This window comes from Myxococcus sp. XM-1-1-1 (genome assembly GCF_020037095.1).
Classification (GTDB): Bacteria; Myxococcota; Myxococcia; order Myxococcales; family Myxococcaceae; genus Myxococcus; species Myxococcus fulvus.
In genome coordinates, this window is the sequence record NZ_JAIQDH010000001.1 from 899,064 (window position 1) to 922,615 (window position 23,552).

Here is a 23,552-nt window from a genome sequence, read left to right on the forward strand (position 1 = left end):
GACATGGAGGGCGTGTACCGTCAGTGGGCGCCCGCGGCCTTGCGGCGCGTGCGGGTCCGGATGATGACCGCGACCAGGTTGAGGGCGAACGTGAGCAGCAGCAGCACCAGCACCGTCGCGTAGAGCAGGGGACGGGTGGCCTCCACGTCCGGCGACTGCGTGGCCATCACGTACGTGTGGTAGCCCAGGTGCATGAACTGCGAGTTGAGGTGCGAGGGCAGGTCCGGCAGGAAGTAGGCCGCGCCCGTGAAGAGGATGGGCGCCACCTCACCCGCGCCGCGGGAGATGGCCAGCACCGCGCCGGTGAGGATGCCCGGCAGTGCGCCCGGCAGCACCACCCGCGCCAGCGTCTGGGACTGGGTGGCGCCCAGGGCGAGGCTCGCGGTGCGGTGGTCCATGGGGACCGCGCGCAGCGCCTCCTCGGTGGAGACGATGACCACGGGCAGCGTGAGCACCGCGAGCGTCAGCGACGCCCAGAGGATGCCGGGCTGGGCCCAGTACATCTCCTCGTGGCCGAGCGCCCGGTCCATGCCCTGGCCCACGAAGAGGATGAAGAAGCCCAGGCCGAACAGGCCGAACACGATGGAGGGCACGCCCGCCAGGTTCACCACCGCCACGCGGACGACGCGGGCGAAGAGGGAGTTCGGGGGCGCGTACTCGTGCAGGTACACCGCGGTGAGCACGCCCACCGGCATCACCGCGAGCGTCATCAGGAGGGTGAGCGCGGCGGTGCCGAAGATGGCGGGGAAGATGCCGCCCGCCATCATCCCGTCCTCGGGCGGCTGGGTGAGGAAGGTCCAGGTGACGCCCCCGGCGCCGTTCTCCACCACGTTGAAGAGGATGATGGCCAGCACCGCGACGATGACGAACGCGGCGAGTCCAGTGAGCGACGTGAGCGCGAGGCCCACGGCGCGGCGGGTGCCGGGCGTCACGCCGCACCTCCGGTGAGCTTCTTCACCACCCGCCGGGTCCACGTGGAGGCGAGCAGGTTGAGGACGAAGGTGAACAGGAAGAGCTGCACGCCGATGAAGAACAGCAGCGAGTAGTGCGGGCTGCCCACCACCACCTCGCCCATCTCCGCGGCGATGGTGGCCGACAAGGAGCGCGCCGAGTCCCCCAGGCTCCAGGAGATGACGTCCGCGTTGCCGGAGGCCATGAGGACGATCATCGTCTCACCGATGGCGCGCCCGAAGCCCAGCACGCAGGCGGCGAGGATGCCGGGGGCCGCGGCGGGGAGCACCACCTTCCAGGCCGTCTCCCAGGGCGTGGCCCCGAGCGCGAGCGACGCCTCGCGGTAGCTGCGCGGCACCGCGGTGAGCGCGTCCTCGGACACGGTGAAGATGACCGGGACGATGGCGAGCGCCAGGCCCAGGCCCGCCACCATGGCGTTGAGCGGCCGGTCGAAGGCGAAGACGTCCTTGATGACGGTGGACATCACCATCAGCGCGAAGAAGCCGAGCACGACGGAGGGGATGCCCGCGAGCAGCTCGATGACGGGCTTGAGCAACTCCCGCAGGCGGCGGGGCGCGAACTCCGCGGCGAACAGCGCGCCGAACACGCCCAGCGGCACCGCGACGAGCATGGAGACCACCGTCGTCTTCAGCGTGCCGACGAACAGCGGAATCATGCTGACCTTGGGAAGCTTCGACACCGGCTGCCAGCGGAAGGGCGGGCGGCCGGGGGGGACCTCCTGCGGCAGGAACATCTTCGACAGGCTGGCCTCGTGTCGGGCCTCGGCCTGGGTGAAGAGGGCCAGGGCCTCCTTGGCCACGAAGATGAGGATGAGGATGAGCGCCGCGATGCCGGTGAAGGCCATCAGGGTGATGAACCCCGCGATGGCCTTCTCCTTGAGCTGCCGTCGCCGCGCGGCCGGGGACAGCGAGGGCGCGACCAGAGGCTGAGTGAGACCCTGCTCCATGACGGCCTGTCTATCCATGTGGCCTCCAGCCCCGCGTGACATTCGTGTGACGGCCCGGCGTCACTTCACCGGGAAGTAGCCGACCTTCGTGACGACGGCCTGGCCTTCCGGGGACAGCGCGAAGTCGATGAACGCCTTCGCGTCTCCGGCGGGCTTGTTGCGCAGGTAGAAGTAGAGGTCGCGCGACAGCGGGTACTTGCCCGTCTTGATGTTCTCGGCCGAGGGGGAGATCTCCTCGTTGCCCTTCTTGATCTTCAGCTCCTTGATGCCCTTGGCGTAGGCGGAGCCGCCGTAGCCGATGCTGTTCTTCTCCTTGGAGACGGCGTTCACCACGGCGGCGGTGCCCGGCAGTGTCTGGGCGGAGGCGGCGTAGTCCTCGCCGTCCAGGACGTGGTCCTTGACGAAGACGTAGGTGCCCGAGGAGTTCTCGCGCGAGTAGATGATGATGGGCGCGTCGGGGCCGCCCACCTGCTTCCAGTTGGTGACATCCCCCACGTAGATGCCGCGCAGCTGCTCCACGGTGAGGGCCGTCACGGGGTTGCCCTCGTTGACGTAGAAGGTGACGCCGTCCTTGGCGACGGGAATCTCCTGGCCCGTGGTGTTGTAGCGCGCGCGCAGCTTCTGCTTCTCCGCGTCCTTGATTTCGCGGCTGGACATGGCGATTTCGGTGGTGCCGTTCTGCAGCGCGGCCAGGCCCACGCCGGAGCCTCCGCCCGTCACTTGCACCTTGGTGGCGGGCGTCTTCTTCATGAACTCCTCGGCCCATCGCTGCCCGAGGATGACCATGGTGTCAGAGCCCTTCACGGTGACGTTGCCCGCATGGGCGGAGAGCGGGAGGGCGAGCAGCAGGCCCGCGATGAGTGAACCAATGAAAGTCTTCATGGTGGTCAGCTCCTTGACGAAGCGTTGTGGGTCGGTGGGAAGGTAGGGCCTAGTAGCGAGCCTGCATCTGAAGCGTGAAGAGGTTGTCGTGCGGGTCCTTCGGGGCGCCGGGCGCGGACGTCACGGGCATCTCGTAGGCGGCGGTGACCTTGAAGTGTTCGCCGAAGTAGTGGAGGACGGCGACGGCCAGGGTGCCCACCGAGTTGGTGCTGGCCGGGCGTCCGTCCGTCACCGTGTTCTTGCGGCCGTTCTCCGGGTCGAAGAAGTCGTAGCGGACAGCCACCGCGTCCGTCAGGCCGATGTTCTGGACGATGAGCCCGTACCAGCCGCTGGCGGGCACACCCGGCTGTTCAATCTTCACGTCGCCAGAGCTCTTCCAGTACGAGCGCCCGGTGATGTACTCGCCCTTGATGGCCGTGGCCCCGAAGGGCAGCACGTCCAGGTAGAGCTGGGCGTCCAGTGCCAGACGATCCCGCGTGTACGCCTTGCGGTAGGTGTCCGTGGGGCCCTTGGTGATGGTGTGGCCGTACCAGCCGGAGATGCCGCCGGACACCCAGCCCAGGTCGAAGCCCGCGCGGCCGATGGCGTCCTTCTCCTTGTCGTTGTCGGAGCCGACGTAGCCCTGGTTGAAGATGCCGTCGCCGTCGAACACGCCGCCGCTGAAGTGGAGCTTCCCGTCCAGGAAGTTGCCGGCGAACTTCACGCCGCGGTCCCGCTCGTCGGGCAGGAAGGCGCGCACCACGCGGGTGCGCTCGGGAATCTCGCGGTCGCTGGAGGACTGCACGGCCTCGTAGCCGAAGGGCCACTTCATCTGGCCCAGCGTCAGGCCCAACTGCTGGTGGGTGCCCGGGATGTAGAGCGTGGCCTCCGCGTCGCGCACGGTGACGCCCGTGGTGGGCACGCCGTCGAACTGCAACATCAGCTGGGACCAGTCCGTGGTGTACGTCGTCTTGAGGCGGCCTCGGCGCACGGTGAAGCGGCTGAAGCCGCCCGAGCCGCTGTCATCCAGGCTCTGCTGGTACTGGTAGCGCCCCTGGACGTAGCCCGAAATCTTCAGCTTCTTGAGCGCGGACAGGTCCACCTTCGTCTCCGCGTTCTGCTCCTCCAGCGCGGCCACCTTCCCCTCGGCGTTCGTCATCCGCTCGTCCAGGTCCGCGTCCGCCGGCGCGCTGTCGGCGGGGGGCGGCTCGGCGGGCGCCTGGGCGTCGGCGGAGGGCACCTGGGGGGCGGACGCCTCGGCCGGCGGTGACGCGGGCTCCTGGGCCAGGGCCGGGCCGGACGCCACGCAGAGGGTGAGGAAGGTGGTGACGAGACGCATCGAGGAGGGTTTCGGGAGGGTCACGAAACTGGCTTCTAGGTAACGTCCGTGGCTGTTTCGGGTCCCTTGTGTGACATCCGTGTCACGAAGTCAGTGGGCCGGGTCGACGATGCGGTAGCCCACCCCGCGCACCGTCTCCAGCAGGGTGCGCGCCGGGCCCAGCTTGTCGCGCAGGCGCATGACGTGGGTGTCGATGGTGCGCGTCTCCAGGGACGAGGACAGGCCCCACACCTCCTCGAGGAGCTGCTCGCGCGTCTGGACCCGGCCCGTGCGCGTCATGAGGTGGCCGAGCAGCCGGAACTCCAGCGCGGTGAGGGGGACCTCCTTGTCCTCCACGTAGAAGCGGTGGGCGGACAGGTCCAGCTTGAGCGCGCCCAGGGCCAGGGGCGCCGTCTCCGCGGTGGTCTGCGACGTGCCGCCCCGGCGCAGGATGGCCTTGAGGCGGAGGACCAGCTCCCGGACGCTGAAGGGCTTGACGACGTAGTCGTCCGCGCCGACCTCGAAGCCGCGGATGCGGTCCGCCTCCTCGCCCTTGGCGGTGAGCATGACGATGAGGACTTCGCGGGACGGGGACTGGGCGCGCAGCTGCCGGCAGACATCGATGCCGGACATGTCGGGCAGCATCAGGTCCAGCAGCACGAGCTCGGGGGGCTTCTCCCGGGCCGCGACGAGGGCGGCCTCGCCCGTGCCTGCGAGCTGGGTGGAGAAGCCGGAGTCGCGCAGGTTGAAGTCGATGAGCTGGGCGAGATCGGGTTCGTCGTCGACGATGAGGACGTGGGCCATGGCGCCCGGAGTCTGCGCGGCCCGATTTCCATGCACGTGACGCGTTTGCAACGATTGTGTGATGCGGGCGGACGCCAGGGCGGGCGAGCCGCCAGGAATGCGGGCCGGGGCGTCCTGACGAGAATGTGACAATGGCCTGGGACCGAGGGGTCCTTCGTCCGCCGGCCCGACCCCATTACTCAAGACAGGTCCGGTGGGGCCGGAGGTCTTCCTCGCGGCCGTGGCCCGCATGCGCAAGACCGCCCGCACGTGTTTCACGGTGCGGAATCAGCGCGGGCTGCAAGGCTTTGTGAAAGACAGACGGATTGCGTGCGGGCCGGAGTGCGGGCGGGGAGGATGGGGCCCCGGGATAAATGCGGGGCGGTTGCAAATGCTGGATGCAAGGAATCGTCCATGAGACCCGGTCCATCGCTCGGGGGCGGGGTTCCTTGTGCCTGGGTTCAATGTCTCTGTGGGCTGACGAACCGCATGGGGGCGCGGATGTCCGCGGTGCGACAATGGTCCCCGGGGGGTGGTGATGTGTCATATTGCTCGTGGGTTGCGCGTGACTCATTTGAGAGGGATTGTCATGGTGTGAGGTGATTGATGACGGATGAGTTTCTGGATACGCAGGGCGTTCGTGGTGACAGGTCCACCCAGTCCGTATTCGCGGGCTTCCAGCGGTTGTCGCTGGAGGAGCGTCGCGAGCGGGTGGGGGTGGAGCTGGGGTTGGACGCGGAGGCGTTGAGCGGGCTCACCGGGGAGCAGGGCCCCCGGATGCAGACGACCTTGTCGGCGGTGGAGAGCGCGGTGGGGCTGTTCAGCCTGCCCCTGGGCCTGGGGCTCCACCTGAAGGTCAACGGGCGCGCCTACGCGGTGCCCATGGTGGTGGAGGAGCCGTCGGTCATCACGGCCGCCTCCTTCGCGGCGAAGCTGGTGGGAGAGGCGGGTGGGTTCCTCGCGGAGGCGGACCCGTCGCTGATGCTCGGTCAGATCCAGGTCACCCGCTTCGGGCCGCCCAGCTTCGCCATGGCGCGCGTCCTGGAGGCGCGCACGGAGCTGCTCGCGCTGGCCAACAGCCTGCATCCCCAGCTGGCGGAGGAAGGCGCAGGGGCGCGGGAGGTGGAGGTGCGGCTGTTGCCCTCGCCGGAGCCCGGGATGGATCCGCTGCTCGTGGTGCACGTGCACGTCGACACGCGGGAGTCGCAGGGCGCGGTCGTGGTGGACTCGATGATGGAGACGCTCGCGCCGCGCATCGAGCAGCTCACCGGGGGCAAGGTGTACGTGCGCGCCCTGACGCACCTGTCGGCCCAGTGCCTGGCGCGCGCGCGCTGTTCCATCCCCGAGCGGACGCTGGGGGACTTCGGGTTGTCCGGCACCGAGGTGGCGGAGGGCGTGGTCCAGGCCAGCCGCTTCGCCCAGGCGGACCCGTACCGGGCGGCCGCGCACAACAAGGGCATCATGAACGGCATCGACGCGCTCGCGCTCGCCACGGGGCAGGACTGGCGCGCCATCGAGGCGGGCGCGCACGCGTTCGCGGCCCTCCGGGGGCGCTACGGTCCGCTGTCGGTGTGGCGCAGGGAGGCCGGCAACCTGGTGGGCGAGCTCCAGCTGCCGCTGGCGCTGGGCACCGTGGGCGGCACCCTCCAGTCGCACCCCGGCGTCCAGTCGGCGCTCACCCTGCTGGGGCGGCCCAATGCGCGGGAGCTGGCGTGCATCTTCGTCTCGGTGGGGCTGGCGCAGAACCTGGCGGCGCTGCGCGAGCTGGGCGCGGCGGGCGTGCAGCGGGGCCACATGGCGGTGCATGCGCGCACCGTGGCCTCGAGCGTGGGCGCGCCGCCCGAGTGGGTGGAGGCCATCGCCGCGCTGCTCGTGCAGGAGGGCGAGGTGAAGCCGGACCGGGCGCGTCAGGTGCTGGACAGGATGCGCGGCGGAGGGGAGGCGGCCAGCCTGGCGCCGCCGCCACCCGCGGGGGACCTGCGGCGTCGCGAGGACCTGGAGTGAGCGCGGGCTGACGCCCGCGCGTTGTCGGTTCCCCAGGCGCGGGGGCTGTGCCACAACGGCGGGGCGAGCACGCCATGACCCCGCCCGAACCGCCTCCCGCGCCACCCTCCACCGCGCCCCTGCGCCACCTGCCGGTGCCCACGCTGACGCCCACGCCGGGGCAGCTGGCGCAGGAGCAGCGGCGGGGGGGCCGCTCGGCGCTCCTGGGGCTGGGCCTGGTGGGCGTGGTGGCGCTGACGAGCCCCGTCCTCGGCTACCTCGAGGATGTGGACAACGCGCGGGAGGAGCTGCTCGGCCACCTGTCCAACCAGGCCCGGGTGCAGGCGGACGCGCTGGGGGTCCACCTGCTGCTGCTGGAGGCGGAGCTGGCGCGCGTCGCGGGCCATCCCATGCTGCTGCCCGAGGACGGCGCGTCCCCGGCGGAGCAGGCGCTGCTCGACAGCGCCTTCTACCACTCGTCGCTCTTCTCGGAGGGCGTGGCGCTGTTGGGCCCCAAGGGGGAGCGCGTGTGGAGCGACCCGCCCGGCATGTCCCTGGGCGCGACGCCCATCACCCGCAGGCCCTGGTTCCAGCGCATGGTGGAGAGGAAGGCGCCCACCATCGACCTGCTGGAGGGCGAGGGCGGCCCGCTGGTGGTGGCGGTGCCCATGATGAGCGACGGCCAGCTCAAGGGGGTGCTGCTCGGTGAGGTGCGCACGGAGGCTTTGCCCACGCGCGCCACGGAGGAGACGGCGCTGTTCCTGATGGACGCGCGCGGGCGGCTGCTGCTGCCGTCGGCGACCTTCAGCCACGCGGAGGACTTCTCGCAGTCGCTGCGCGCCCTGGCGAAGGCGCCCGGGCCGCTGATGCTGGAGGGCACCCGGCTGATGGGGGCCGCGGCGTGGGTGGGACGCAGCGAGCTGCTCTTGGTGGTGCTCGAGGAGGAGCAGTCCGCCACCGCGGGCCTGCGCTCGCGCTTCCTGCGCCAGCTCGCCTTCCACATCGCGCTGCTCACCTGCACGCTGGGCCTGTTCCTCGTCCTGCTGCGTCACTCCTACCGCTCGCTGCTCGCGGCGGAGGAGCGGCTGCGTCGTCAGGAGACCATGGCGGCGCTGGGCACGGCGGCCGCGCTCATCGCCCACGAGGTGAAGAACGCGCTCAACGGAATCCAGGCGGCGCTGTCGGTCTTGAGGACCACGCCCGCGGGCAGCGAGCTGCCCGTCATCGGCCTGCGCTCGCAGGTGGAGCGGCTGGGGCACCTGGCGCGCTCGCTCTTGTCGTTCGGCGCGCCGCGTGCCGCGCTGCGCCGCAGCTGCGAGCTGCATCTGTTGGTGGGCGAGGCGCTGCAGTCGGTGCGCATGCTGCCGGAGTCGGAGACGGTGGAGCTGCGCACGTCGCTGGAGGAGCATCTCACGGTGCAGGGGGACGCGGCGCTGCTGGTGTCCGCCGTGGACAACCTGGTGCGCAACGCGGTGGAGGCGGGCGCGGTGGCGAAGGACACGGGCCTGCGCCCCTCGCCGTGGGTGTCGGTGAGCCTGTCGCGCGAGGGCCCGGAGGCGGTGCTGGTGGTGGAGGACAACGCGGGCGGGGTGGACCCCCGGCTGGAGCCCCGGCTGTGGGAGCCCTTCGCCACCGGACGGGCCAAGGGCGTGGGCCTGGGGTTGCCCATGGCGCGCACGTCCGTGGAGGCACATGGTGGAAGCCTGACCTATACCCGCCGTCCACAGGGCAGCCTCTTCACGCTGCGGTTGCCCCTGGAGCGCACCTCATGAGCACCCATCTGTTGCTGGTGGATGACGACCGGACCTTCGCCTCGCTGGCGGCCACCGTGCTGCGTCACGAGGGCTTCCGCGTGACGCTGGCGCACTCGCTCCATGACGCGCGCGCGGCGCTCGCCCGGCAGGCCCCCGAGGTGGTGGTGCTCGACAGGCGCCTGCCGGACGGGGACGGCATCGACTTCCTGCCGGAGCTGCGCGCGCAGTTCCCGGACACGGCGGTGATGATGGTGACGGCGCACGGCGACATCGCCAGCGCGGTGGACGCCATCAAGCAGGGCGCGCGCGACTACCTGTCCAAGCCCGTGGAGCTGGACGACCTGGTGCTGCGCGCGCGCAGGGCCGCGCAGGACCTGCAACTGCACGAGCGGCTGCGCCAGGCGGAGAGCGAGCTGGGCGGGCGGCGTCGGCTCTTGCGTCCGCGCGCGCCGGCCATGGTGGAGGCGCTGCAGATGATCGAGCGCATCGCCACCGCGCCGCGCAGCCCGGTGCTCATCACCGGCGAGACGGGCGCGGGCAAGGAGGTGCTCGCGCGCCACCTGCACAACGTGCAGGGCGGGCAGGGGCCCTTCGTGCACGTCAACTGCGCGGCGCTGCCGTCGGCGCTGGTGGAGAGCGAGCTGTTCGGCCACGAGCGGGGCGCCTTCACCGACGCGCGCGCGGCCCGGCGCGGGCTGGTGGAGGTGGCCGACGGCGGCATCCTCTTCCTCGACGAGATTGGCGAATTGCCGCTGAGCCTGCAGGCCAAGCTGCTCACGTTCCTGGACCAGGGCGCCTTCCGGCGGCTGGGCGGGACGACGGAGCTGACGAGCAACGCGCGCGTGGTGACGGCCACCAACCGCGACCTCACGCGCGAGGTGGCCGAGGGGCGCTTCCGCGAGGACCTCTACTTCCGGCTCAGCGTCTTCCGCGTGGAGATTCCGCCCCTGCGCGAGCGGCGCGAGGACGTGCTGCCGCTGGCGGAGTCGCTCCTGGTGGAGCTGTGCGCGGAGCTGGGGCGCAGGCCGGTGGACTTCTCCAGCGCGGCGAAGGCCCGCCTGGAGCGCTACCGCTTCCCGGGCAACGTGCGCGAGCTTCGCAACGTGCTCGAGCGCGCGCTGGTGCTCGAGTCCGGCCCCGCGCTGGAGCTCCAGGCGCTGGAGCCCCGCGGCAACCAGGGCCCCGCCGCGGTGGACCCGGACGCCTTCGTCGTCTCCGGAGGGCCCCGCACGCTCGACGAGGTGGAGCGGCTCTACGTGAAGCACGTGCTGGGCAGGCTGGAGGGCCGCCGCATGGAGGCCGCCAAGGCCCTGGGCCTGTCGTATCCCACCTTCCTGCGCAAGCTCGAGGAGTCCTGAGCCGCCGTCCCACGGCGGCCCGCCGACGGCCGCCCGGGGCAGGGGACTTCAAGTTCCTTGCTCAAGTTTCTTGAAGTCGGCCCCCGGCCACTGAAGTTTCCTTTCATCGCCCGCCCACCCTGGATGGGGGATTCGCATGTGAATCCAAGGGGTTGGGGCGTGGCACATTCATTGCCATGACGCGCCGCGAGACTCAGCGTGCGCCACCCCCGGTGGCGTCTTCTCGTGGAGGTGTATGGCGATGTCGACGAGTCATGGGAACGCTGGCTCGGCCTGGAAGAACCTGGCCGCTGACCTGCCCGCTTCCTTGGTGGTGTTCCTGGTGGCGTTGCCGTTGTGCATGGGCATCGCCCTGGCCTCCGGTGCGCCGATCGTGTCGGGCCTCATCGCCGGCGTGGTGGGCGGCGTGGTGGTGGGCCTCTTGGGCGGCGCGCCGATGCAGGTGAGCGGCCCCGCCGCCGGCCTGGCGGTGATGGTGTTCGGCTTCATCCAGACCATGGGCCTGGCGATGACGTGCGCCGCGGTGGCCGCCGCGGGCCTGCTGCAGATGGCCTTCGGTGGGCTGAAGGTGGCGCGCGCGGCGCTGGCCATCTCCCCCGCGGTGATTCACGGGATGCTGGCCGGTATCGGCATCCTCATCGTGCTGGGGCAGATCCACATCGTGCTGGGCGGCAGTCCCCAGTCGAGCGCCTGGCAGAACATCAAGGAGCTGCCCGAGCAGCTCATCGGGCTGCACGGCCCGGCCGCGCTGCTGGGCCTGGTCACCATCGGGTTGATGGTGGTGTGGCCGTTCATCGGCAAGGGCAAGCTGAAGCTGGTGCCCGCGCCGCTGGTGGCGGTGGTGGGCGCGACGGCGGTCTCGGTGTTCTGGGGCGCGGACGTGGCGCGCGTGCAGCTGCCGGAGAACGTGTTCAGCAGCATCCAGCTGCCGGCGCTGCCCGCGGCGGGCAGCTGGGGCACGTTCATCGCGGCGGTGCTGTCGCTGGCGCTGGTGGCGAGCGCGGAGTCGCTCCTGTGCGCGGTGGCCACGGACAAGATGCACACGGGCCCCCGGGCCAACCTGGACAAGGAGCTGTTCGCGCAGGGCGTGGCGAACACGGTGTCGGGTCTCATCGGCGGCCTGCCGATCACCGGCGTCATCGTGCGCAGCGCGGCCAACCTCGCCGCGGGCGCGAAGTCGCGCTGGTCGGCCGTCATGCACGGCCTGTGGCTCCTGCTCTTCGTCACCACGCTCGGCTCGGTGGCGGGCCTGGTGCCGCTGACGGTGCTGGCCGGTCTGCTCGTCGTTGTCGGCACCAAGCTGGTCAACCTGCACCACATCCGCGAGCTGCAGAAGCGCGGCGAGGTGCTCGTGTACGCGGTGACGGTGGCGGGCGTCGTCGGCATCAACCTGCTGGCGGGCATCGGCCTGGGATTGCTGGTGGCCATCCTGCGGTTGTTGTGGCGGCTGGGCAGCGTGAAGGTGGACGTGAAGCAGGTGCAGGACGAGTACCTCGTCCAGGTGTCCGGCTCGCTCACCTTCGTGGGTGTCCCCCGTCTGTCCATGGCGCTGGCGCAGGTGCCCGCGGGGAGCAAGGTCCGCGTGGACCTGGCCGTGGATACGCTGGACCACTCGGGCTTCGAGGCCATCGAAAGCTGGAGTGACACGCATCGCAAGACGGGCGGCTCGGTCGTCATGGAGTCGCTCGAGGAGGTCTGGGTCCGCAGCGGGACGTCCAAGACCTCGAGTCCTGTCCTGGGTCACCAGGTTCCCAACAACACTCTCGCCTCAGAAGGTGCCCGATGAAGAAGCTCATTCGTGGTCTCTTGGACTTCCAGCTCAAGAGCCGGCCCGCCTACCGGGACGTGTTCGCCAGGCTGGCGAAGGGTCAGTCTCCGGATTGTCTCTTCATCTCCTGCTCGGACAGCCGGCTGGTGCCCAACCTCATGGTGTCCACGGACCCCGGCGACCTGTTCGTCGTGCGCAACGTGGGCAACATGGTGCCCGCGTCGGACGCGCAGGGCGTCTCCACGGGCGACCAGTCCGAGGCCGCGGCGCTGGAGTTCTCCATCGCCAACCTGGAGGTCCAGGACGTGGTCATCTGCGGCCACTCGAGCTGCGGCGCCATGAAGGCGCTGCTCGCGGGCGGTCAGGTGCCCGGCGCGCCGAACCTGTCGGCGTGGCTTTCGCACGGCAACGAGTCGCTCAAGACGTTCAAGGCCGGCAGCAAGCTGGGGGAGGACCTTCCGGACTACGACCGCCTCTCGCAGCTCAACGTGCTCCAGCAGTTGGAGCACGTGGCCTCCTACCCGCTCGTGAAGGAGCGCGTGGCGGCGGGCAAGCTGCGGCTGCACGGCTGGTGGTTCGACATCGCCAACGCGCAGGTGCACGTGTGGCGCCCGGCGCATGGCCGCTTCATCCCCATGACGGAGCTGGTGGGGGAGGCGCTCCTGCGCGAGCTGGGCGGCGACGCGCCGACTCCGGCCGCGGTGGTGAACCCGTCGAACGGCGCGGGCGCGGTGCACCTGTCGGCCGTGGCCAGCGGCCACTAGCCGTCTCGTAGCAAGCAGGCGAGGGGCACGGCCCGTTTCGGGCCGTGACTCCTGATTGGAATTCGGGCGGAGGAGAGGAAGGATGCGGCCCGGCGCCGCATGACACCCTTCCTCTTCACGTTCGTCGTCCTGGCCTTCTCCGTGGGCGCGGGCCTCTTGGGCTCCCTGCTGGGGATTGGCGGCGGGCTCATCCTCATCCCCGTGCTGACGCTGCTGTTGAAGGTGGACATCCACTACGCGGTGGGTGCGTCCATCGTCTCCGTCATCGCCACGTCCAGCGGCGCCGCGGCTGCGTACGTGCGCGAGCGGATGGCCAACCTGCGCGTGGCCATGTTCCTGGAATTGGCCACCACGGCGGGCGCGCTCACCGGGGCCTTCCTGTCGGGTCGGGTGGGCGGGCGCGGGGTATACCTGGTCTTCGGCGCCGTCATGGCGTACTCGGCGCTGGTGATGCTGCGCCGGCTGAAGTCGGGCGCGGTGCCCACCGAGGTGCCCGAGGACGCGCTCGCGGACCGGCTGGGGCTGCACGGCAGCTACTTCGACGAGTCGCTGGGACGCGAGGTGGGCTACCGCGTCACCCGGCCCGTGGCGGGGCTGGGGCTGATGTACGTGGCCGGCACGGTGAGCGGCATGCTGGGCATCGGCTCGGGCGCGCTGAAGGTGCCGGCCATGGACCTGACGATGCGGCTGCCGCTGAAGGTGTCCACGGCGACGAGCAACTTCATGATTGGCGTCACGGCGGCGGCCAGTGCGGGCGTGTACTTCGCGCGAGGCCACATCGACCCGTTCATCGCGGGGCCCGTGTGCGTGGGCGTCACGTTGGGCGCGTGGCTGGGCTCGCGGCACCTGATGGCCCGGGTGAATGCCGCGTGGCTGCGCGCGCTCTTCGTGGGCGTGTTGCTGTGGGTGGCCTTCGAGATGTTGCGCAAGGGGTGGACGTCATGAGCGAGCCTTCGTCGAACGAGCCCCGCGTGGAGGTCCGCGCGGTGGTGGTGCCTCCCGCGGGGGACGCCCCGCTGAGCGCGGAGCTGCTCATCAGTGACCTGCTGCGCTACGGCGTGCTCGCCAGCATGGCGTTGGTGACGCTGGGCACGGTGGTGACGTTCTTGCGCCACCCCGACTACCTGGTGTCGTCGGAGGCGCTGGAGCGGCTCACCGCGCCGCACCCGGTGCCGCATGGGCTGGCGGACGTGGTGGCCGGCGCCCTGGCCGCGCGCGGGCAGTCCTTCGTGATGGCGGGCCTGTTGGTGATGATGGCCGTGCCGGTGATGCGCGTGGCGCTGTCGCTGCTCATCTTCCGGCAGCAGAAGGACAGGCTCTACGTGGCCATCACCACGTGTGTGCTGACGCTGCTGCTGGTGTCCTTCCTGGTGGGCGCGGCGGAGGGCTGACGTCAGCCTTGCGTGTCGTAGCGCTTGAGCGAGCGGCCCGGCGCGGCCCACCACTCGAGCTGGTAGCCGCCGTCGTCGTCGAGGGCCCGCAGGGCCACCGCGGTGCCCTTGCGCAGCTTGTCGGGGGCGCGGGTGTCGTCGCCCAGCGCGAGCGCGAGCGCCTTCTCCAGCGAGGGGTTGTGGCCCACCAGCGCGAAGCCCGGGCCCAGCTCGTGGGCGAGCTTCAGGATGCGACGGGCCGCGCCCTTCTTCGGCAGGAGCGCGGGGTGGACGTCCACCTGGGCCAGGCCCAGGGCCTCGGCGAGCAGCTCCGCCGTCTGGACGGCGCGCACCAGGGGGCTGGTGAGGATGCCGCGCAGCGGCGTGAGGCGGGCGAGCTTGCGCGCGTGCTGGCGGAACAGCGCGCGGCCTTCGGGGGTGAGCGCGCGGGCCTCGTCGCCCAGCACGTGGGCCTCCTCGGCTTCGGCGTGGCGGACGAGCAGCAGGGGCAGTTCGCGTGGGGACATGGTGGCCTGCCCTCAACCACCCGGGGCGTCCCGACTCAAGCAACGCCCTGGCGACAAATCTCAGCCGTCCAGGTCGTTCAACACATCCAGCGGCAGCGGCGTCGCGTCCGTGACGGTGCCGTCCATGTCCGTGGGCAGGGAGGTGGGGTCGACCTCCGGGGGCGCCCGGCCCTCCAGCGGCACCGCCGCGTTGCGGATGGGCGCGCCCGGCGGGGGCCGCAGCACGGGGCCCGGAGGCGGCAGGCCGGAGTGACGGCGCGCGGCCTCCATCAGCGCGTGGTGGTGGCGGTAGCGTGCCTCCACCAGCTTGTGGATGAGCAGCGGCCCGCCCGGCACGCGGCGCGCGGTGAGCGCCTGGGTGGCCTTGCGCACCGGGTAGCGCACGCGGCGGATCTGCACGCGCCAGCCCTTGGGCGTGTACGTGAAGACGCCGTAGGCGGGGCGCAAATCCCCGTCACGGGGGATGCCCGCGCTGGCCACGTCCGCGATGAGCATGCGGCCCACGCGGCGGCGGTAGGGGAAGTGCAGGTGGCCGAAGGCGCACGCGGCCGCGTCCAGGTGGGCGAAGTAGCGGCGCACCGCCACGTCATCCAGCGTGGGGTCCAGCGACTCCTCGAGGTTGCGCGGGTTGGCGTGGCACACGAAGAGGTCCTGCCCCTTGCGCGGCGTGTAGCGCACGGAGAAGGGCAGGGCGCCCAGCTTGCGCAGGTGCTCCTCGCCCAACTGCTCCCGCGTCCAGCGCAACAGCTCCGTCTTCCAGTGGTCCCGCTCCCGGTACGCACCCCCCAGGTAGTTCCCGGCGAGGTAGCAGTCCGTGTTCCCCATCAGCACGGAGTCGCAGCGGTCGAAGATGAGGTCCACCGTCTCGCGAGGGTGCGCGCCGCGCAGCGCCAGGTCTCCGGCCGCGACGATGAAGTCGGGCGCCACCGAGCGCTCGATGTCCTCCAGCACGGCCTCGCAGGCGGGGAGGTTGCCGTGAATGTCCGCGAGGATGGCGACCCGCATGGTCGTGCCATCCTATCCCGTCGCAGACCGCGCGGGGGCCGCCTGGGGCAGAAAAATGGTGAAGGTGCTGCCCTCGTTCGGTTGGCTCTCGACCTTGACCTCGCCGTCCATGGCCTGGAGCAGGTGTTTCACGATGGAGAGCCCCAGCCCCGTGCCGCCCATGTCCCGGCTGCGACCCTTGTCCACCCGGTAGAAGCGCTCGAAGATTCGCGACAGGTGGCGCGGCTCGATGCCCACCCCCGTGTCCCGCACCCGCACCACGCACCGCCCGTCCTCGCACGCTCCGTCCACGTCCACCCGCCCGCCCGCCGGCGTGTACTTCACCGCGTTGTCGAGGAGGTTGAGCAGCACCTGCTCCACCGCGCGCGGGTCTCCCACCGCCCGCAGGCCCGCCGGGACGTGGAGTGAAACCACGTGGCCCTTGCCCTCGGCCTTCAGGCGCACCGTGTCGGCGGCCCGGGCGGCGGCCTCGGCGAGCGAGACTTCCCCGAGTTTCAGGTTCACCTCGCGCGACTCCAGCCGTGACAGCTCCAGCAGGTCCTCCACCAGCTCGGAGAGGCGCTCGGACTGACGGTGGATGATTTCCACCATGCGTGGGGCCATCTTCGCGTCCCCGAGCGCGCCGCCCTGGAGCGTCTCGGCGTAGCCACGGATGGCGGTGATGGGCGTGCGCAGCTCGTGGGACACGTTGGCGACGAAGTCCTTGCGCACCTTCTCCAGCCGGCGCAGCTCGGTGACGTCGTGGAAGACGGCGGCACTGCCCGGCAGGTCCTTGCCCAGCGGCGTCACCCGGATGGACAGCGTGCGGGGGAACAGCCCCTCGAGCGACAGCTCCAGGTGCCGGGAGGCGCCCTCGCGGCAGGCGCGCATGACGGCGTCATGGAGCTGGTCATCGCGCAGGATGGCCAGGGGGCGCTGGCCGACGAGGGAGGCGCCGGGCTGGAGGATGCCGCGCAAGGCGTCGTTGTGGCGCACCACCGTGCCCTCGGCGTCCGTCACCCAGACGCCCTCGGCCATGCTGTCCAGCACGGCGGTGAGCGTGCGCGTCTCCTGGCTCAGCTCGGTGTTGCGCGCGGACAGGCGCGCGTGCAGCGAGTCGATGGCGCCCTCCAGGCTCGCCACCTCCTCCAGCCGGTCCGGGTCCGGCGTGGGCCCGTTGCCGCCCTCGGCGCGGCCGCGCGTGCTGCGCTCCAGCCGGTCCAGCTGGCGCTGCAGCGCGCCTCGGCTGAGCCCCAGCGCCATGAGCGAGCCGGCCAGGGTGATGAGCGCCACCGGCACCGCGCCGCTCGGCGTCCCGAGCGAGGCCACGAGCAGGCCCACCACCGTGGCGGGCAGGAGCAGGGGGAGCAGCGTGTAGCGCAGGGGCATGGCGCGTGGGGGCTCGTCGGCTACGGAGGGCTGAGCTTGTAGCCCACGCCGCGCACCGTCTCGATGATGTCACCGGCGGGGCCGAGCTTCTCGCGCAGCCGCTTGATGTGCGTGTCCACGGTGCGGGTGTGGATCTCGGCCTGGATGCCCCAGACGTCGGACAGGAGCACCTCGCGCGTCTGCACGCGATCGCTTCGCTCCAAGAGCGTGCGCAGCAGGCGGAACTCCAGCGCGGTGAGGATGACCTCCTCGTTCTTCACGCGCACCTGGTGGCGGGAGGTGTCCAGGAGGATGTCGCCCGCGGCGAGCACCTGCGCGGGCCCCTCGTCGGCGTCGCCCCGGCGCAGCACCGCCTTGACGCGCAGGAGCAGCTCGCGCACGGAGAAGGGCTTCACCACGTAGTCGTCCGCGCCCAGCTCCAGGCCCTGCACGCGGTCGGACTCCTGGCCCTTGGCGCTGACGATGATGACGGACGTCTTGCGCAGCTCCGGGTCCTGCTTGAGCATCCGCAGCACCTCGCCGCCCGCGATGTCCGGCAGCATGAGGTCCAGCAGCAGCAGGTCCGGCGGGTTGGCGCGCGCGCGGGCCAGTCCCCCGGCGCCCGTGTTGGCGGACTCGGTCTCGAAGCCGGCGGCCCGCAGGTTGTATTCGACGAGGCCGGCGAGGTCCTGCTCGTCCTCGATGATCAGGATTCGCGTCATGGCGTCCTCTTAAGGCGGTGGGCGGCGCTGTGCCCGGAGCGTGGGCGCACGGCTGCTCAGGGGGCGATGCTCGGGTCGCAGGACTGCTCGGTCAGCACCAGCGGCGCGGCGAGCACCGGCGCGTTGTTCCCGGAGTTGACCACCTGCAGGTAGTTGCAGGAGCTGCCCAGGAAGCGCGAGGGCGAGCCCACGGCGATGGCCTCGATGACGAGCGCGTAGTCGCGCCCCACCGGCACGTCCACCTCGAGCGCCTGGCTGCCGCCGTTCTCCAGGGCGGCCATGTCCACGGTGAAGCGCAGCGCGCGGCCCTCGTTGCCGCGCGAGTCCTCCAGCATCACGAGGTCCTCGCGCTTCACCTGCGTGTTGAGGCAGGTGCGCTGCAGCTCCGTGCAGCTTCGGCCCGAGCCGTTCTTGAGCACGCTCACCTGGAGCGCGTGGACCTCGTTGGCCACCGCGCGCGACATCGTCACGTCCAGCGGGAAGCGGCCGGCGTGGGAGGAGGGGGCATCACCGCACGCGAAGAGCAGGGCGGCGAGCGGCAGGACGTTCAGGAGGCGCAGGCTCATGGCTGGGAGGGGTCCACGCGGATGGTGATGGGGACGCGGCCGCGATCTTCCGACGAGGTGAGGGCGACGACGCCCGCGGTGCCGCCGATGGCCACCGCGCCCACGGCCACCCAGAGCCAGGGGCTCTTGTACCAGGGGCGGCCCTCGGAGGCCTCGGCGGCCGTGGCCGTGGCCTTCTCGGGGGCGACCTGGAAGAGCAGCGGCTGGAACGAGTCACCGCGGCCGGCGAGCCGGCGCTGCGCCGCGTCCACCACCTCGAAGTAGTACTCGACCTCGTAGGGCTCGGGCTCCACGGGCACGTCGTAGGCGGGGACGACGGCGCGGAAGCGCTCCTTCTCGCCGCGGTCCTTCACGAAGTCGACGGAGTTGTACGCCTGGCCTCCGGCGCGTCGGTAGAACAGCCGCGCGCGGGCGCCGAGCGCCAGCTCCTGGATGGTGGCCTCCACGACGATGGGCTCTCCGCCGCGCGGGTCCGGAATCGGGTCCACGTCCAGGGTGACGGGGCGCACGCGCCGGCTGCGGATGTCCTCCTTGATGCGCGCGTAGAGCGAGCGCAGCTTGGGCGGCGCCGTGCGAGGCAGCTCGTAGTCGGGACGGGCCTGGAGCAGCTTCTCGTAGGCCTCGCGCGCCTGGTGCTCGTCGCCCAGGTAGAGCGCCGTGAGGCCGAGCAGGCGGTAGAGCTCCACCAGCTGGTCGTCCGTCACATCCGGCGCGTCCAGCCCTTCCTGGAGCGTGCGTCGGGCCTCCTCGAACTCACCGTCGTCGATCTGCTCGCGCGCGCGGTCGATTTGAGGGCTGGTGGGGCCGAGCTGTGAGAGGACGGGCGCGGGGAAGAGCGGACGGGCCAACCCGGGGGGCGCCAGGAGGCCCACGACGAGAAAGAGCGCCCCCACCCGCGACGGCGAATCATGCCTGTGCATCAAACCGACCCTAGCAAAGCGTTGTCTGGAGGATCCACGAAGGCCACTCCACCGGTGGTGACGGCGGCGTGACATCTTCGCGGTGCTGTGGAACCCGGGCGTGTTGACGCTGGAGGGTCCGCCTTCTATGTTGCCCGCCCCATTTTGACCGGGAAGTCGCGTAAATGCTCGTAAAGGTTGAACAAATTCATGAGTCCGGGCTGAAGCTGGACGAGCCCATCGCGCAGGAGCTGCTGAGCGCCGCGCTGGACGGCGAGTCGTCTGGCCAGGAGACCGGCTTCCGAGCGACGCGGGCCTCCCAGCTCAAGGCGTCGCTGCGCAAGGTGAGCGGCGGCGTGCTGCTGGAGGGGAAGTTCACCGCCCAGCTGACGGCCCCCTGCAAGCGCTGCCTGAAGGACGTGGAGCTGGCCCTGCCCGTGTCCTTCACCCTGAACCTGGTGCCCGAGTCGCTGGCCCGCGGCGACGACTTCAAGGACGACGACGAGAAGTCCATGGAGAAGAAGGAGCGGCAGCAGGGCGAGACGGGCGGCTCGTTCGAGCTGGACGACGCCGACCAGGAGCTCTTCGATGGGAAGACCATCCACCTGGACCCCATCCTCCGCGAGCAGCTGCTGCTGGCGCTGCCGATGAACCTCGTCTGCAAGGAGGACTGCAAGGGCCTGTGCTCGCAGTGCGGCACCAACCTCAACGAGGCGACGTGCCAGTGCGACACCCGGCCGGTGGACCCGCGGCTGGCGAAGCTCAAGGACATCAAGCTCAACAACTGAAGTTTGGATGATTGCTCACGGCCCCGCGCGGTTGGCGGGGTCGTGAAAAGAGCAAGGGCCGCGACCTCCGGAAGCAGGAGGCGCGGCCCTTCGCACTGAAGCGACGCTCCCGGGAAAGGGAGCGTCAGTGAGGCAGACTCAGGCCTCGGCCTGGGGCAGCAGCTCGCGGCCCTTGTACTGGCCACAGGACGTGCAGGCGCGGTGAGGCATCACCGGCTCCTTGCAGTTCGGGCACTTGGTCACCTGCACCGCGGTGCGCAGGTTGTTGTTCGCCGCACGACGGCGGTCACGACGCATCTTGGAAGTACGCTTCTTGGGGACGCCCACGGCTCACCTCTGTCTCACGCGCTGTGCCGGGGTCCCCGGCTCCCTGCGCAACATGTCGGTCCAACGCCGGGCTGGAAGCGGTCGAGATCAACTCGCGTACTCCCCGTCCGGCATGAAAGGCGGCGGACCCTAGCGGCTCACAAGGTCCGAGTCAATGAGCGTGTATGGCTTGGATCCATCATCCAGACCTCGGCGCTCGAAGGCCACCCCGGGGCCAGATATCCCATGGGGCGCGTCGGGACAACGCTCGTGACGCCCAGCCCATTCTGCGCCACCGCGTGGATCATCCCCGGAGCCCTGGAGCCGCGGATCCACGCCGCCCGCCCGGCTGACCTCCACCCCAGGTACGGGACACCGATGCGGAGCGTCTCCCGGGCCGTCGCCCACCTGCTCCCACCCCACGTGGCGGGGCCAGCGATTCGTTGCCCCCCTGGGAGGTTCCTGGTCTCCTGCGCGCCGCCTCGCGCCCGGAAGGCGCGGGCCGGGTGGGACATGACACGCGCACAGACGAGGGGACGGCAGGGATGAGGCTGGTCCTGGACGCGATGGGGGGAGACCATGCCCCGGCCGCTCCGGTGGAGGGTGGCGTGCTCTTCGCCCGCGCCCACCCCGAGCATCAGGTCGTCCTGGTGGGGGACACCGCGCGGGTGACGCCCCACCTGGGCCGAGGGCTGCCGCCGCCGAACCTGCGGGTGCATCACGCCTCGGAGGTGGTGGAGATGGACGACCACGCCTCCACGGCCTTCCGCCGCAAGCGCGACTCGTCGCTGCGCGTGGGCTTCGAGCTGGTGCGTGACGGCCACGCGGACGCGCTCGTATCCGCAGGCAACTCCGGCGCGGTGATGGCGGGGGGCCTGATGACGCTGGGGCGGCTGCAGGGCGTGGAGCGTCCGGCCCTGGCCGCGCTCTTCCCCGCGCTCAAGGGCGGCGGGCGCTGCCTGCTGCTGGACGCCGGCGCCAACGTGGACTGCAAGCCCTCCCACCTGGCCCAGTTCGCCGTGCTGGGCGAGGCCTACGTGCGCCTGCGCATGGGCGTCGCGCGTCCCCGGGTGGCGGTGCTCTCGAATGGAGAAGAGGCCTCCAAGGGGACCCCCCTGACGCGCGAGGCGAGCGACCTCTTGCGCCAGTCGGACCTGGACTTCGCCGGCTACGTCGAGGGCAAGGACCTGTTCTCCGGCGACGTGCAGGTGGTGGTGACGGACGGCTTCACCGGGAATGTCGTCCTCAAGACATCCGAGGGCGTGGGCATGGGCGTCATCGGGCTGTTGCGGCAGGCCATCGAGAAGCGGGGCGGCCTGTCGGAGAAGCTGGGCGCGATGCTGCTCCAGCCCGCCCTGGCGGGCCTGCGCAAGATGGTGGACTACGCCGAGGTGGGCGGGGCTCCACTGCTGGGCCTGAACGGGGTGGGCATCGTGGCCCATGGCCGCTCGTCCCCACGCGCCATCCACAACGCGCTGGGTGCCGCGCTGGCCACCGCCCAGGCCGGACTGCAGGAGGAGTTGACGCGATGCATCGCCCGCGCCGCGTCCTGGCTGCCTGCCCACCCGAGGGGAAAAAAGGGGACAGAGCAATCGGTTTCCGATTAGAGAGCGGACGCCTGGGCATTGGGCTGCGACGGGTCTCCTCGAGGTGACGTCAGGACCGGCTGGAGACAGGACGCGCCCCGCGACCCACGACGTCGGGTGAGTGCTTCCCGGCGGAAGACCGTGGCCCGGGGGATGTCGGCGCGAAGGCGCCCGATGTCACAGGACGGATTTGGACGTATCAGGAGGCAGAGACCGCACATGGCGAAGGTCGCATTCGTGTTTCCCGGGCAGGGCAGCCAGGCCGTCGGGATGGGCAAGGACCTCTTCGAGAAGTTCCCCGAGGCCCGCGCCGTCTTCGAGGCCGCGGACGACGCGCTCGGAGAGTCGCTCTCCAAGCTCTGCTTCGAGGGACCAGAAGACGCGCTGAAGCTCACGGCCAACACCCAGCCGGCCATCCTGACGGTGTCGGTGGCGGCGCACGCGGTGTTCGCGAAGCGCGGGCCCCAGGCGGCCTTCGTGGCCGGCCACTCGCTGGGCGAGTACTCCGCGCTGGTGGCCGCGGGCGCCATGTCGCTGGGCGACGCGGCCCGGGCCGTGCGCGCGCGCGGCAGCTTCATGCAGGAGGCGGTGCCCGCGGGCGTGGGCGCCATGGCGGCGGTGCTGGGGCTGGAGCCCGCCAAGGTGAAGGCGGCCTGTGACGCGGCGGCGGAAGGGCAGGTGGTGTCGCCGGCCAACTACAACTCGCCCGAGCAGACGGTGATTGCCGGCGACGCGGCGGCGGTGGAGCGCGCGGGCGTCAAGTGCAAGGAGGCCGGCGCCAAGCGGGTGATGCCGCTGCCCGTCTCCGCGCCCTTCCACTGCGCGCTGATGGAGCCGGTGAAGCCCCGGCTGGCGGCGGTGCTGGGCGGCGTGAAGCTGTCGGCGCCGGCGGTGCCGGTGGTGACGAACGTGGAGGCGCGGCCCAACCAGGACGTGTCCCGCGTGGTGCCGCTCCTGCTCGAGCAGGTGAGCGCGCCGGTGCGGTGGATTGAATGCGTGGAGGCGCTCAAGGCCGAGGGCGTCACGCGCGTGGTGGAGCTGGGGCCGGGCAAGGTGCTGTGCGGGCTGGTCAAGCGCATCACCAAGGACATCGAAACCTTCAACGTCGAGGACGCCGCGAGCCTGGAGAAGGTGCTCGCGGCGCTGGGGTGAGCGCATGAGCTTCAAGGACAAGGTGGTGCTGGTGACGGGTGGCTCGCGCGGCATCGGCCGGGCGTGCGCGGTGGCGTTCGCCAAGGCGGGCGCCTCCACGGTCATCATCAGCTACGCGGGCAACGAGGCCGCGGCCCAGGAGACGGTGGGGCTGCTCACCGCCGCCGGTGCCAAGGCGGAGTCGGTGCGCTTCGATGTGTCGGACACCGCCGCGTGCGCCGCCGCCATCGAGGGCATCGTCAAGAACCACGGCCGGCTGGACGTGCTCGTCAACAACGCGGGCATGGCCGTGGACGGCCTGGTCATGCGGGTGAAGGACGACGACTGGGACAAGCAGCTCGACGCCAACCTGCGCGGCCCCTTCGCCCTCATCCGGGCCGCCAGCCGGCCCATGATGAAGCAGCGCTCGGGCGCCATCGTCAACGTCACCTCCGTCGTGGGCGACATGGGCAACCCCGGCCAGTCGGCCTATTCGGCGGCCAAGGCGGGCCTCGTGGGCCTGACGAAGACGGTGGCCAAGGAGCTTTCCAGCCGGGGCATCCGGGTCAACGCCGTTTCGCCCGGGTTCATCAGCACGGACATGACGGCCCACCTGAACGACGAGCTGCGCCAGAAGATGGTGGAGGGCATCCCGCTGGGGCGGCTGGGCAACCCGGAGGAGGTGGCCCAGGCCGTCCTCTTCCTCTCAGGTGACGCTTCCTCCTACATCACCGGCGAGGTCCTCAAGGTCAACGGCGGCATGTACATGTAACCCAAGGTTGGATTGCCAGCGGGCGT

Annotated in this window: 23 protein-coding genes; 11 read left to right on the forward strand and 12 right to left on the reverse strand. The window is 70.9% G+C overall.

Going from position 1 to position 23,552, the window contains the following annotated elements:
* Positions 1 to 20: 20 nt before the first annotated feature.
* The 5 genes from pstA to K8640_RS03705 all read right to left on the reverse strand — a co-directional run bounded on the left by pstA (position 21) and on the right by K8640_RS03705 (position 4,901).
* Complete coding sequence (gene pstA, locus K8640_RS03685; protein ID WP_223745788.1) at positions 21 to 932, reverse strand: phosphate ABC transporter permease PstA; 912 nt, start codon at positions 930 to 932, stop codon at positions 21 to 23.
* On the reverse strand, positions 929 to 1,936 hold the full coding sequence (pstC, locus tag K8640_RS03690; protein ID WP_223745789.1) for a phosphate ABC transporter permease subunit PstC: 1,008 nt from the start codon (positions 1,934 to 1,936) through the stop codon (positions 929 to 931). The genes pstA and pstC overlap by 4 nt, the downstream gene beginning before the upstream one ends.
* A gap of 42 nt (positions 1,937 to 1,978) precedes the next feature.
* Positions 1,979 to 2,800 (reverse strand): phosphate ABC transporter substrate-binding protein, encoded by an 822-nt coding sequence (locus K8640_RS03695; protein ID WP_223745790.1) that lies wholly within the window; start codon positions 2,798 to 2,800, stop codon positions 1,979 to 1,981.
* Positions 2,801 to 2,849: 49 nt separating this feature from the next.
* Entirely contained in the window at positions 2,850 to 4,118 is a 1,269-nt protein-coding gene (locus tag K8640_RS03700; RefSeq protein ID WP_223745791.1) for a porin, read from the reverse strand.
* A 90-nt stretch (positions 4,119 to 4,208) separates the two neighbouring features.
* Positions 4,209 to 4,901 carry a response regulator gene (locus tag K8640_RS03705; RefSeq protein ID WP_223745792.1) on the reverse strand — a complete coding sequence of 231 codons (693 nt, stop codon included), beginning with the start codon at positions 4,899 to 4,901 and terminating at the stop codon, positions 4,209 to 4,211.
* A 585-nt stretch (positions 4,902 to 5,486) separates the two neighbouring features.
* On the opposite strand from K8640_RS03705, the gene K8640_RS03710 reads away from it, so the two are divergent.
* From K8640_RS03710 to K8640_RS03740, 7 genes are all read left to right on the forward strand, one after another.
* On the forward strand, positions 5,487 to 6,884 hold the full coding sequence (locus K8640_RS03710; protein ID WP_223745793.1) for a hydroxymethylglutaryl-CoA reductase, degradative: 1,398 nt from the start codon (positions 5,487 to 5,489) through the stop codon (positions 6,882 to 6,884).
* Between the two features lie 74 nt (positions 6,885 to 6,958).
* Positions 6,959 to 8,635 (forward strand): PAS domain-containing sensor histidine kinase, encoded by a 1,677-nt coding sequence (locus tag K8640_RS03715; RefSeq protein ID WP_223745794.1) that lies wholly within the window; start codon positions 6,959 to 6,961, stop codon positions 8,633 to 8,635.
* Positions 8,632 to 9,975, forward strand: a complete 1,344-nt coding sequence (locus K8640_RS03720) for a sigma-54 dependent transcriptional regulator (protein WP_141332964.1) — start codon at positions 8,632 to 8,634, stop codon at positions 9,973 to 9,975. Before K8640_RS03715 ends, K8640_RS03720 begins: the two co-directional genes overlap by 4 nt.
* 241 nt (positions 9,976 to 10,216) lie before the next feature.
* On the forward strand, positions 10,217 to 11,761 hold the full coding sequence (locus tag K8640_RS03725) for a SulP family inorganic anion transporter (protein ID WP_223745795.1): 1,545 nt from the start codon (positions 10,217 to 10,219) through the stop codon (positions 11,759 to 11,761).
* Positions 11,758 to 12,507 (forward strand): carbonic anhydrase, encoded by a 750-nt coding sequence (locus K8640_RS03730; RefSeq protein ID WP_223745796.1) that lies wholly within the window; start codon positions 11,758 to 11,760, stop codon positions 12,505 to 12,507. The genes K8640_RS03725 and K8640_RS03730 overlap by 4 nt, the downstream gene beginning before the upstream one ends.
* A 99-nt stretch (positions 12,508 to 12,606) precedes the next feature.
* On the forward strand, positions 12,607 to 13,452 hold the full coding sequence (locus K8640_RS03735) for a sulfite exporter TauE/SafE family protein (RefSeq protein ID WP_046714866.1): 846 nt from the start codon (positions 12,607 to 12,609) through the stop codon (positions 13,450 to 13,452).
* The gene (locus tag K8640_RS03740) at positions 13,449 to 13,898 is read left to right on the forward strand and encodes a DUF1634 domain-containing protein (RefSeq protein ID WP_223745797.1); all 450 of its coding nucleotides are present in this window, start codon (positions 13,449 to 13,451) and stop codon (positions 13,896 to 13,898) included. Before K8640_RS03735 ends, K8640_RS03740 begins: the two co-directional genes overlap by 4 nt.
* A gap of 2 nt (positions 13,899 to 13,900) precedes the next feature.
* On the opposite strand, the gene K8640_RS03745 is transcribed toward K8640_RS03740, so the two are convergent.
* From K8640_RS03745 to K8640_RS03770, 6 genes are read right to left on the reverse strand one after another with little or no spacing between them, the layout of a single operon-like run.
* Complete coding sequence (locus K8640_RS03745) at positions 13,901 to 14,404, reverse strand: histidine phosphatase family protein (protein WP_223745798.1); 504 nt, start codon at positions 14,402 to 14,404, stop codon at positions 13,901 to 13,903.
* A 60-nt stretch (positions 14,405 to 14,464) separates the two neighbouring features.
* A complete protein-coding gene (locus K8640_RS03750) occupies positions 14,465 to 15,409 on the reverse strand; it encodes a metallophosphoesterase (protein ID WP_223745799.1) in 945 nt (314 codons plus the stop codon).
* 12 nt (positions 15,410 to 15,421) lie between these two features.
* Positions 15,422 to 16,777, reverse strand: a complete 1,356-nt coding sequence (locus K8640_RS03755; protein WP_141327730.1) for a cell wall metabolism sensor histidine kinase WalK — start codon at positions 16,775 to 16,777, stop codon at positions 15,422 to 15,424.
* A 20-nt stretch (positions 16,778 to 16,797) separates the two neighbouring features.
* Positions 16,798 to 17,478: a response regulator gene (locus K8640_RS03760; RefSeq protein WP_046714861.1), complete on the reverse strand. Its 681-nt coding sequence runs from the start codon at positions 17,476 to 17,478 to the stop codon at positions 16,798 to 16,800.
* 56 nt (positions 17,479 to 17,534) lie between these two features.
* Positions 17,535 to 18,044: a hypothetical protein gene (locus K8640_RS03765; protein WP_223745800.1), complete on the reverse strand. Its 510-nt coding sequence runs from the start codon at positions 18,042 to 18,044 to the stop codon at positions 17,535 to 17,537.
* Positions 18,041 to 18,964 carry a lipopolysaccharide assembly protein LapB gene (locus K8640_RS03770; protein WP_223745801.1) on the reverse strand — a complete coding sequence of 308 codons (924 nt, stop codon included), beginning with the start codon at positions 18,962 to 18,964 and terminating at the stop codon, positions 18,041 to 18,043. The genes K8640_RS03765 and K8640_RS03770 overlap by 4 nt, the downstream gene beginning before the upstream one ends.
* A 164-nt stretch (positions 18,965 to 19,128) precedes the next feature.
* On the opposite strand from K8640_RS03770, the gene K8640_RS03775 reads away from it, so the two are divergent.
* Positions 19,129 to 19,731 (forward strand): DUF177 domain-containing protein, encoded by a 603-nt coding sequence (locus K8640_RS03775; protein WP_141327738.1) that lies wholly within the window; start codon positions 19,129 to 19,131, stop codon positions 19,729 to 19,731.
* Positions 19,732 to 19,869: 138 nt separating this feature from the next.
* On the opposite strand, the gene rpmF is transcribed toward K8640_RS03775, so the two are convergent.
* Positions 19,870 to 20,058 (reverse strand): 50S ribosomal protein L32, encoded by a 189-nt coding sequence (rpmF, locus tag K8640_RS03780; protein WP_046714857.1) that lies wholly within the window; start codon positions 20,056 to 20,058, stop codon positions 19,870 to 19,872.
* A 524-nt stretch (positions 20,059 to 20,582) separates the two neighbouring features.
* Here rpmF and plsX point away from each other — a divergent pair.
* The 3 genes from plsX to fabG all read left to right on the forward strand — a co-directional run bounded on the left by plsX (position 20,583) and on the right by fabG (position 23,526).
* Positions 20,583 to 21,644: a phosphate acyltransferase PlsX gene (plsX, locus tag K8640_RS03785; RefSeq protein ID WP_223745802.1), complete on the forward strand. Its 1,062-nt coding sequence runs from the start codon at positions 20,583 to 20,585 to the stop codon at positions 21,642 to 21,644.
* A 198-nt stretch (positions 21,645 to 21,842) separates the two neighbouring features.
* Positions 21,843 to 22,775, forward strand: a complete 933-nt coding sequence (gene fabD / locus K8640_RS03790; protein ID WP_141327742.1) for an ACP S-malonyltransferase — start codon at positions 21,843 to 21,845, stop codon at positions 22,773 to 22,775.
* A gap of 4 nt (positions 22,776 to 22,779) precedes the next feature.
* On the forward strand, positions 22,780 to 23,526 hold the full coding sequence (gene fabG, locus K8640_RS03795; protein WP_223745803.1) for a 3-oxoacyl-[acyl-carrier-protein] reductase: 747 nt from the start codon (positions 22,780 to 22,782) through the stop codon (positions 23,524 to 23,526).
* Positions 23,527 to 23,552 lie beyond the last annotated feature (26 nt).

Coding starts and splice junctions, on each gene's coding strand:
- pstC (WP_223745789.1), bottom strand. CDS start 1,936: ATGGATAGACAGGCCGTCATGGAGCAGGGTCTCACTCAGCCTCTGGTC.
- K8640_RS03695 (WP_223745790.1), bottom strand. CDS start 2,800: ATGAAGACTTTCATTGGTTCACTCATCGCGGGCCTGCTGCTCGCCCTC.
- K8640_RS03700 (WP_223745791.1), bottom strand. CDS start 4,118: ATGCGTCTCGTCACCACCTTCCTCACCCTCTGCGTGGCGTCCGGCCCG.
- K8640_RS03705 (WP_223745792.1), bottom strand. CDS start 4,901: ATGGCCCACGTCCTCATCGTCGACGACGAACCCGATCTCGCCCAGCTC.
- K8640_RS03710 (WP_223745793.1), top strand. CDS start 5,487: ATGACGGATGAGTTTCTGGATACGCAGGGCGTTCGTGGTGACAGGTCC.
- K8640_RS03715 (WP_223745794.1), top strand. CDS start 6,959: ATGACCCCGCCCGAACCGCCTCCCGCGCCACCCTCCACCGCGCCCCTG.
- K8640_RS03720 (WP_141332964.1), top strand. CDS start 8,632: ATGAGCACCCATCTGTTGCTGGTGGATGACGACCGGACCTTCGCCTCG.
- K8640_RS03725 (WP_223745795.1), top strand. CDS start 10,217: ATGTCGACGAGTCATGGGAACGCTGGCTCGGCCTGGAAGAACCTGGCC.
- K8640_RS03730 (WP_223745796.1), top strand. CDS start 11,758: ATGAAGAAGCTCATTCGTGGTCTCTTGGACTTCCAGCTCAAGAGCCGG.
- K8640_RS03735 (WP_046714866.1), top strand. CDS start 12,607: ATGACACCCTTCCTCTTCACGTTCGTCGTCCTGGCCTTCTCCGTGGGC.
- K8640_RS03740 (WP_223745797.1), top strand. CDS start 13,449: ATGAGCGAGCCTTCGTCGAACGAGCCCCGCGTGGAGGTCCGCGCGGTG.
- K8640_RS03745 (WP_223745798.1), bottom strand. CDS start 14,404: ATGTCCCCACGCGAACTGCCCCTGCTGCTCGTCCGCCACGCCGAAGCC.
- K8640_RS03750 (WP_223745799.1), bottom strand. CDS start 15,409: ATGCGGGTCGCCATCCTCGCGGACATTCACGGCAACCTCCCCGCCTGC.
- K8640_RS03755 (WP_141327730.1), bottom strand. CDS start 16,777: ATGCCCCTGCGCTACACGCTGCTCCCCCTGCTCCTGCCCGCCACGGTG.
- K8640_RS03760 (WP_046714861.1), bottom strand. CDS start 17,478: ATGACGCGAATCCTGATCATCGAGGACGAGCAGGACCTCGCCGGCCTC.
- K8640_RS03765 (WP_223745800.1), bottom strand. CDS start 18,044: ATGAGCCTGCGCCTCCTGAACGTCCTGCCGCTCGCCGCCCTGCTCTTC.
- K8640_RS03770 (WP_223745801.1), bottom strand. CDS start 18,964: ATGCACAGGCATGATTCGCCGTCGCGGGTGGGGGCGCTCTTTCTCGTC.
- K8640_RS03775 (WP_141327738.1), top strand. CDS start 19,129: ATGCTCGTAAAGGTTGAACAAATTCATGAGTCCGGGCTGAAGCTGGAC.
- plsX (WP_223745802.1), top strand. CDS start 20,583: ATGAGGCTGGTCCTGGACGCGATGGGGGGAGACCATGCCCCGGCCGCT.
- fabD (WP_141327742.1), top strand. CDS start 21,843: ATGGCGAAGGTCGCATTCGTGTTTCCCGGGCAGGGCAGCCAGGCCGTC.
- fabG (WP_223745803.1), top strand. CDS start 22,780: ATGAGCTTCAAGGACAAGGTGGTGCTGGTGACGGGTGGCTCGCGCGGC.